Annotated in this window: 9 protein-coding genes; 2 read left to right on the top strand and 7 right to left on the bottom strand. The window is 44.4% G+C overall.

Features of this window, described 5'->3' with window-relative positions; all coding sequences use genetic code 11:
* The first annotated feature begins 133 nt into the window (after nucleotides 1-133).
* Nucleotides 134-1,423, top strand: a complete 1,290-nt coding sequence (locus tag PUQ00_RS31520) for a dihydroorotase (RefSeq protein ID WP_300423832.1) — start codon at nucleotides 134-136, stop codon at nucleotides 1,421-1,423.
* Between the two features lie 93 nt (nucleotides 1,424-1,516).
* Here PUQ00_RS31520 and PUQ00_RS31515 read toward each other — a convergent pair whose 3' ends face one another.
* The 7 genes from PUQ00_RS31515 to PUQ00_RS31485 all read right to left on the bottom strand — a co-directional run bounded on the left by PUQ00_RS31515 (nucleotide 1,517) and on the right by PUQ00_RS31485 (nucleotide 6,779).
* Nucleotides 1,517-2,026: a GNAT family N-acetyltransferase gene (locus PUQ00_RS31515; protein ID WP_300423830.1), complete on the bottom strand. Its 510-nt coding sequence runs from the start codon at nucleotides 2,024-2,026 to the stop codon at nucleotides 1,517-1,519.
* Nucleotides 2,027-2,129: 103 nt separating this feature from the next.
* Entirely contained in the window at nucleotides 2,130-2,291 is a 162-nt protein-coding gene (locus tag PUQ00_RS31510; RefSeq protein WP_300423829.1) for a hypothetical protein, read from the bottom strand.
* A 17-nt stretch (nucleotides 2,292-2,308) separates the two neighbouring features.
* Nucleotides 2,309-3,541, bottom strand: coding sequence for a DUF1501 domain-containing protein (locus PUQ00_RS31505; protein ID WP_300423827.1), 1,233 nt, complete (start codon nucleotides 3,539-3,541; stop codon nucleotides 2,309-2,311).
* Between the two features lie 239 nt (nucleotides 3,542-3,780).
* Nucleotides 3,781-5,334: a DUF1800 domain-containing protein gene (locus PUQ00_RS31500; protein WP_300423825.1), complete on the bottom strand. Its 1,554-nt coding sequence runs from the start codon at nucleotides 5,332-5,334 to the stop codon at nucleotides 3,781-3,783.
* Nucleotides 5,335-5,338: 4 nt separating this feature from the next.
* On the bottom strand, nucleotides 5,339-5,821 hold the full coding sequence (locus tag PUQ00_RS31495) for a Spy/CpxP family protein refolding chaperone (protein ID WP_300423824.1): 483 nt from the start codon (nucleotides 5,819-5,821) through the stop codon (nucleotides 5,339-5,341).
* Between the two features lie 23 nt (nucleotides 5,822-5,844).
* A complete protein-coding gene (locus PUQ00_RS31490; protein ID WP_300423822.1) occupies nucleotides 5,845-6,186 on the bottom strand; it encodes a hypothetical protein in 342 nt (113 codons plus the stop codon).
* Complete coding sequence (locus PUQ00_RS31485) at nucleotides 6,183-6,779, bottom strand: sigma-70 family RNA polymerase sigma factor (protein WP_300423820.1); 597 nt, start codon at nucleotides 6,777-6,779, stop codon at nucleotides 6,183-6,185. Before PUQ00_RS31485 ends, PUQ00_RS31490 begins: the two co-directional genes overlap by 4 nt.
* 375 nt (nucleotides 6,780-7,154) lie before the next feature.
* Between PUQ00_RS31485 and PUQ00_RS31480 the strand changes: the two genes are divergently transcribed.
* Nucleotides 7,155-7,352 carry a hypothetical protein gene (locus tag PUQ00_RS31480; protein ID WP_300423818.1) on the top strand — a complete coding sequence of 66 codons (198 nt, stop codon included), beginning with the start codon at nucleotides 7,155-7,157 and terminating at the stop codon, nucleotides 7,350-7,352.
* Nucleotides 7,353-7,435 lie beyond the last annotated feature (83 nt).

Raw genomic sequence — 7,435 nt, 5'->3', positions numbered from 1 at the left:
ATACAAGGTCAGTACCAAGTCGAGCGTTTTACATTTAATTAGGTTGAGCTACTTAGTACAACATGGTGGGTTACGCTAAAGCCGTAACGCACCCTACTTAAAATTTACTCATAACTCATAATTAAAAACTTTTATGACTGAACTGCTGCAACAAGTACGGGTAATTGACCCAGTTTCTGAAATTGACGGACTTTTTGATGTGCTGATTGCTGATGGTTATATCCAAGCAGTGACTTCGCACATTTCTGATATCAGTTCCGATACTCAAATCAGAGATTGTCAGGGATTAGTTCTCGGTACTGGGTTAGTGGATTTGTACAGCCACTCTGGTGAACCTGGCTTTGAAGAACGGGAAACTCTCTTATCTCTTCTACAAGCTGCTGCTGCTGGCGGCTTTACCAGAGTTAACATTTTACCCGATACATCCCCAGCTATTGATAACCCTGCGCTTGTAGCACAGTTGCAGCAGAAAAGAGAGGGACAAGGAGGCAATTTTTCTCCCCCCTCTCCCTTGTCTTCTCCTCTCCCCCTGCTTCATCTCTGGGGTGCTATCACCCTAGATGTTGCTGGGAAGCAAATGACGGAATTGGCAGATTTAGCGTCGGCTGGCGTTGTTGGTTTTACGGATGGTAAGCCTTTAGAAAATTTGGCGCTGGTGCGGGGAGTGTTAGAGTATCTCCAGCCGTTGGGCAAACCAGTAGCTTTTTGGCCTAGCGATCGCCAATTAACAGCAAATGGTGTAATAAGAGAAGGGTCAGATGCTCTCCGCTTCGGTTTACCCCCAATACCCGCCAGCGCTGAAACTACTGCGATCGCAGCTTTGTTAGAATTGGTTGCAACCATAGGCACACCAGTCCATATCATGCGTGTCTCCACAGCTCGCAGTGTGGAATTAATCGCTTTAGCTAAAGCTGCTGGTTTACCCATCACCGCTAGCACCACCTGGATGCACCTTTTACTAGATACAAAAGCAGTTAAGAGTTATAACACCAGCTTGCATTTAGACCCACCTTTAGGTAATCTCCCTGATGTGGCGGCGTTGCGTGCAGGAGTGCGTGCGGGTGTGATCGATGCGATCGCTATTGACCACACACCCTACAGCTACGAAGAAAAAGTCCAAGCTTTTGCCGAAGCACCGGCTGGAGCAATTGGTTTAGAGTTAGCATTACCTTTGCTGTGGCAATATCTCGTTGAAACTGGGGAATTTACAGCTTTAGAATTATGGCGGGCATTGAGTAGCAGTCCAGCCGAATGTTTGGGGCAAAAAGTCAGTGCGATCGTACCTGATCAACCAGCAGAACTTACTTTATTTGATCCTCAGCAAACCTGGAAAGTCGAACGCAAAAGTCTTTATACACTTTCACAAAATACGCCTTGGTTAGGACAACAGTTGAAGGGTAATGTTGTGCAAATCTGGTGTTGAAAAATGCCAAACACTCTGAAATTTAAGCGACTTCCAACAAATAAATTATCCAATCTTGTGGGGTGGACATCTTGTCCGCCCTTGGCTACGTTTTTAGTACTGTACTTCGTAGTTAAATTCATTTTGGTTAGACTCAATTTTTTGAAAAAATGTCGAGCGGACAAATCCCAGATTATGCAGTAAAGCAATAGAACGGTGATTCTGAAGATTAACGTCAGCGCAAAAATCAAGATTTTGGTATGTCTCAACTAAATAATTAATCATACACTTCACCGCTTCGCGTGCATAACCTTTTCCCCATAAATTAGGGAAAAACACATATCCAAGGATTGCATTATTATCTACAGTAATTGTTGCTTGAACATATCCAACGTAGCATTTATCTACAAAAGACCAGACAGCCCAATTCAACCAAATCTCCGTTCCATCTGGTGATTGACCACGTGCCAATATTATGTAGCGATCGCGAAGTGATTCAACGCTTTCTGGCGGCATATCTTCGATAAAGTCATATATACTCGCACTCTGTAATCCATCAAAAAGCAGTTCGGCATGATCTGGTTTTAGTGGTTCTAAACAGAGTCGTTGAGAGTATATTTTCATCTTGTGATATAGCCGCCCTGCATTAAGATTGTTAAACTTCTCTACCACCTGTATGTGAGGAAGTTAACGTTAATAAATAGCCGTCTGGCCCAGTCAAAGTAAATCAACTGTGGATTCTGCCTGTTTCAATCTTAGAAACAGTCAATCCCCACTTCTTAAAAGTATCTCTGGTAGTGAAAATATCATCTACCATCAGATCAAAAGGCGCATTGATTCCAGGAGCGATCGCCTCTAAACTTGTTCTTAAAACTAAGTCCCTTACCAATCGGGCCGTAACCTTGCTTACTTGACAATTAATGCTACTTTCTGAGTAGAGGCGTAATTTGGCAACACTTGATTCAATTTTGCTTCATTGAGATGCAGATGATCTAACAACACGGCAGAGATAACATCCCGAAAATCAGTGGTAATAGCCAAGTCCCTACCTTGGTAGAGTTGGGCTGTAGATAGACCAGGCCATTCACCGTAAACTTTACCACCGCGAATTTTACCGCCCAAAACCCACATAACATTCCCATGACCGTGGTCAGTACCACCGTTATCATTTTGTTTGACTGTACGACCAAACTCGGACATCACTACAATTGTTGTATTCTGGTAAACGCTCCCCAAACCGTTGACCAAAGTTGCCAAACCTGAACCCAATTTTTTTAAGTTCCTAGCTAACTGTCCTTGAGTGCTACCTTGATTGACATGGGTATCCCAACCCCCCAAAGCCATAAACCCTAACTCAATTCTGGGGTCTTTGACCATTAGTTGCGCCAATCGTTGGGCATCGCTAGCGATGCCATCAGGTAAAGGCGCACCATTATTCGCCATTTTCATTTCACTATCCAGATCATTCAGGATCGCCTGATGCGCCATCCGTCCTTGGTGATAGGTCTGACTTAGGGCATCATTACCGGCATAAAGTTGGTCAAATGCTGCTGCTAATTGAGGACGATCTATTGCCAGAGGTCTGCTAGCATTTCTCCCTGATGCTATATTAGCTACAGGCATCCGACCAGAAAAAATCCAGGGTGTTGTTTCTCCGACACTTACTGCTTGGATAGGTGTTTTTTGAGAAATTACCCCTAGTAAACGATTCATCCAACCATCCTGAGTATGTTTGTCACCAGGAGTAGCGTTTTCCATATATTGTTGAGCATCAAAGTGAGAGCGAGTGGGATCGGGGGAACCACAAGCATGAACAAATGTCAGACTATTCTCCTGCCAGAAGGGCATCAGAGGAGCTAATGCTGGATGCAACCCAAAGCGTCCATCTAAATCTAAGACTCCCCCTTCCTTCCCTGGTTGGGGAATAGCAATTTGCGGTCGGGCTTGATAGTAAGCTGTTTCTGAGTAAGGAACTACGACGTTTAAACCGTCTACCGCCCCCCGGAGGAAGATTACAATCAAGCGCTGGCGATCGCTGTTAAGGATAGCGGATCTTGCTACCCAAGCATTGCTACCTATGGCTGTGATTGCGGCAGCTGAAAAAATTCCACTTTGAATGAGAAAATTACGTCTTTTCATCTTTAAAAGTACTTAATTATGACTGTTTTCAATTGGGTAGAATACAAGTTAAGTAGGTCGGCGTAATTAAAGCTAACTAGTGAAGGCTGTCATTTGTCCTTTGTCATTGGTCATTAATAAGGGCTTTAATAACATACTTGGTTTTTTTCGCGCCAACTTAGTTATCTGCGCTAAAAGGGCATATTGCATCCTAGCGAGACTGCTATATGAGTTGAGTTTTATAACTGACAATTGTGTAACTAACGACGCATAAATTCTGGACTGCCCAAGATTAAAGCACTACGGATTTGAGAGTCACTAGAGGCGATCGCCTTCTGCGTTTTCATTGAAAAAGAATTGCCCAATGTATTGGTTAGTTGCCAAGCATCTACAGGAATTCTGAGAGACTTTTGTAAAGGTATTTGCTCAGTGCCGATTTTGCCTTGTCCCAGTGGACTCTCCCCCGCTTCCATATTTGTTAGCATGGTTGATAAGGGTAAATTTCCATTGGCGATCGCTGTCGCAAAGCTGAGACGGCGGTTCATCGCATCAGGATTTAACCACACATCTGCGGTATTTTTGTAACCGTCTGGAGTTTGGCAACGGTATAGAGGCATTGCCAATTGTTGCAGCAGGTTGGAGATTGGTCTTGTGTTATTGACTTCGATGCCTGTGGCTCGCACCGCCGAGATCGCGTATTGAAGTGGTGTTTTAAATTTGGCATTAAAGTTTTTTGCATCCCAGAATTCCCGGCTATGAAATAGGGTGTTGAGAACCTCACGAATATTGCCATCAGTGGCAAGATAACGTTGTGTGAGATTGTTTACCAGAGAATTGGGGGGGCGATCGCTGACAAAATATTGAGCTATCTGATAGCTGATGTGACGTGCAGTCGCCGGACTCCGAGCCAAAATATCTAGAGCTTCCTCCCCTTCGGTTTCACCACCGCCTTTAATTGTGTGTCCCAGGAAAACTTTGTCGCTAAAATCATGACGCTTTGGGTTGAAGTAAAATCCGAAATTATTATCTGTCTGCTGACCGGGACGACTGAAACCCCAACCACTCAAAATCCGCGCCAGAGCAATTACATCTTGCTGAGTATAACCTCCATCCACGCCGAGAGTGTGTAACTCCATCAGTTCACGAGCATAGTTTTCATTCAAACCTCGGACATTACCCTGAGCATCGGGGCGGCTGTCAGCCCGATTTTGGAAGTTGTCTAGATAATACTGCATAGCTGGATGATGAGCTGTTGCCCCCAACAGATCACGAAAGCGACCCAAAGCGTAAGGTCGAATCGCCTCTTGTTCATAAGCTCCCACCCAGAGGCGATCGCGTCCTTTACCAGCATCCACATTAAAATGGTTATACCAAAAGTCCACCATCACTTCCTGGAGTTGTCGAGGACTGCTGGTTGCCTCTAATAACCGCGCCTGGACTGCTTCATCTAGCACCTGTTTACCCCGCTTGTTGGCAGTTTTTATTTCTTCAAGGCTGGGTTTTTGTCCTGGGAGATGAGTTGTGCCATATTCTAAGAGTTCCACTGGATTCAAGTGGAGAGTATCTAGCTGCTTTAGTTGGCTGGTGAGACTTTGCGGTTCGGGAATGGAATCAGGTGAGAGTTGCTCTTGAATGTATCGCTCTACACCCATAGATTCCACTCTTTGCACATCTCCAGGGCGAGGGCCAAAGCTGAGGCGATTAATTATATGTAATACTTTTGGCTCAATAGGTGTGGAGGCTGCATAACTGGGGTCAATTCCCCCCAGTAAGATAAACAGCAACAACACCCAATATTTAGACTTGACAGTCATAGAGTTAATTGTGTTGTGCTACGGGTGGAGGATTTGGGCGAAGATTTTTCTTATACATGCGATCGGCAAATTTCTGCCGTTGCTCTGGGTTCAAGATTTCCCGAATCGCAAGCGTATTTTCAAACTGAACATCAGCAAGTTGCTGCTGTACAAGCTTGATTTGATTATATTTATCACGCACTTGCTCTTTAGTAGCTGTCCCTGCTATCAGGTCATGTAATTCCTGTTGCCCTTGACGTATCACCTGTGATTTTTGGGTTATCTGCTGTTTGGATTGATTATGAATTTGCTTAATCTGTTGCAGTTGCTGGGATGTCAAATTCAAATCCTTGAGCCATCCCCCTGATTTACCACCATTTGGACTAGGTACACTTGTGGGGCTTTGGGCAATGACTTGGCGTGAAACTAAAGTTGGCTTGGCCAGAGCAATAGTGCTACTAAGGGCAAGCATCGTCACCGCCAAAATGGAAATAGGACGTATTAACATCAAAGCGATCTCCTATTCAGGATCTAATCTAAGTCTGTAAAATGCCATACATCACTTTCCAGATGTTCGCTAGTGGCTGTAGCTTGCCAATTGCTTTCAATAAAAGTTTCCAATCTGGCAAGTTCAGCCGGACTCGGTTGAGCAGGTATCAAGGCACGGTAGCCAACTATCGCAGCTACTAATCCAGCAGCAAGAGCAGGCAGAACTAACCTCAGCCTTGAATAGTGGCGCAAGGATGCTTGAGGCCAAGTTTTCACCTGTTGTAAAATTTGTGGTTCTAAATCCGGCGAGGCTGGCGGAACTTCTGGACAATGTTGGCACAGAAAATTAATTAGGTCAGCATCATCATTGGGCAACTGAGTCATAGCTGTACTCCTTGGTTTTGGAGAAATTGACGCATGGCAGCACGAGCATGGAATAGGCGTGACTTGACTGTTCCCACAGGAATGTCCAGGATTTTTGCTACCTCTTTTTGAGGTATTTCTTCCAAATCATGCAAAACCAAGATCGTGCGATGGTCAAAACTGAGGTTTGCCAGTCCCCGTTGCACAAGGTCTTGATAATGCATATTCATTAACTCAGGGGCTTCTTGTTGGGTAGGAGTTTTTTGACTCAAAATCTGTAATTGAGTTCGCCTTTGAACATCTGCCTGTCGCTGGTCATAAGCCACGTTCCAAGCGATTCGGTACACCCAGGTGGAGAATTTTGCTGTTTGGCGAAACTTGGGCAATCCTTTCCAGACTTGGAGGAAGACTTCCTGCACTACATCGTCGAGACAGGCTGGAGTACATAGTTTGTAGAGGATTGACCTGACTCTTTGCTGATGGCGTCGGTAAAGCTGACCATAACTTTGGGTATCACCCCGCAGGCACTGCTGTACTAGATAACTATCAGATTCGCTTTCTGATTCGCCAATGGATTGATTTACTTTATTAACCTTGGCTGGCACAACTAACACCTGAGGCGTTCTCCTCTATCCATTTCGTTGCTTGTATTTATTAGACCGGATGAATGGAAAAAAGGTTCAAATGGGAATGGCACTAAGAAAAGATGAAATTAGTCATTAGTCATTAGTCATTAGTACCAATGACTAAATCGGCGGGTGGCTATTCCTCCCACCCCTCTTGTTGGGATGGGATTCCCGCCGATTTTCGTTGAGGTTATTTCTGAATTAGGAAGAATCTGCCCTAAATGACCGCATACTCAGACTAGGACAGCTACGCTCTTCGGTGATGCACTGGAGAGAATAGAAAGGAAATCAACAACTCTAAAATAGTTGATATACTGCTCACGGGTAAAAACTGAACTTCTGTCATACTGAACAGAATGACAAATGGCAAAACCAAACATTTCTAATGCATTTGCGATCGCAGGACAATCACAAATTTTTCTCCCACCAGTCCAACATTGTTTATCACCTTTAGCACTGAATTTCAATTCCTGTACCGTATATGCTGTGCTTTATCGAACAGAATTCAGGAGTCAGGAGTCAGAATTCAGAATGAATTCTGTACGACTGGTGGATGAATAATCGGCGTTTTTGCACCCCCACCAAATTTTCTTGTTTTGTGGTCAACTTTCGTAGTCGCGGGTCTGAATCCCCGACTGATAGCG

The sequence above is a fragment of the Nostoc sp. S13 genome (assembly GCF_029379315.1).
GTDB lineage: Bacteria > Cyanobacteriota > Cyanobacteriia > Cyanobacteriales > Nostocaceae > Nostoc.
The sequence above is the reverse complement of the archived record's forward strand: the minus strand, read 5'-3'. Positions and strand labels throughout refer to the sequence as shown.

Excerpts from the sequence above, each read along its gene's own strand:
- PUQ00_RS31520 (WP_300423832.1), top strand. The coding sequence starts at position 134 with ATGACTGAACTGCTGCAACAAGTACGGGTAATTGACCCAGTTTCTGAA.
- PUQ00_RS31515 (WP_300423830.1), bottom strand. The coding sequence starts at position 2,026 with ATGAAAATATACTCTCAACGACTCTGTTTAGAACCACTAAAACCAGAT.
- PUQ00_RS31505 (WP_300423827.1), bottom strand. The coding sequence starts at position 3,541 with ATGAAAAGACGTAATTTTCTCATTCAAAGTGGAATTTTTTCAGCTGCC.
- PUQ00_RS31500 (WP_300423825.1), bottom strand. The coding sequence starts at position 5,334 with ATGACTGTCAAGTCTAAATATTGGGTGTTGTTGCTGTTTATCTTACTG.
- PUQ00_RS31495 (WP_300423824.1), bottom strand. The coding sequence starts at position 5,821 with ATGTTAATACGTCCTATTTCCATTTTGGCGGTGACGATGCTTGCCCTT.
- PUQ00_RS31490 (WP_300423822.1), bottom strand. The coding sequence starts at position 6,186 with ATGACTCAGTTGCCCAATGATGATGCTGACCTAATTAATTTTCTGTGC.
- PUQ00_RS31480 (WP_300423818.1), top strand. The coding sequence starts at position 7,155 with ATGGCAAAACCAAACATTTCTAATGCATTTGCGATCGCAGGACAATCA.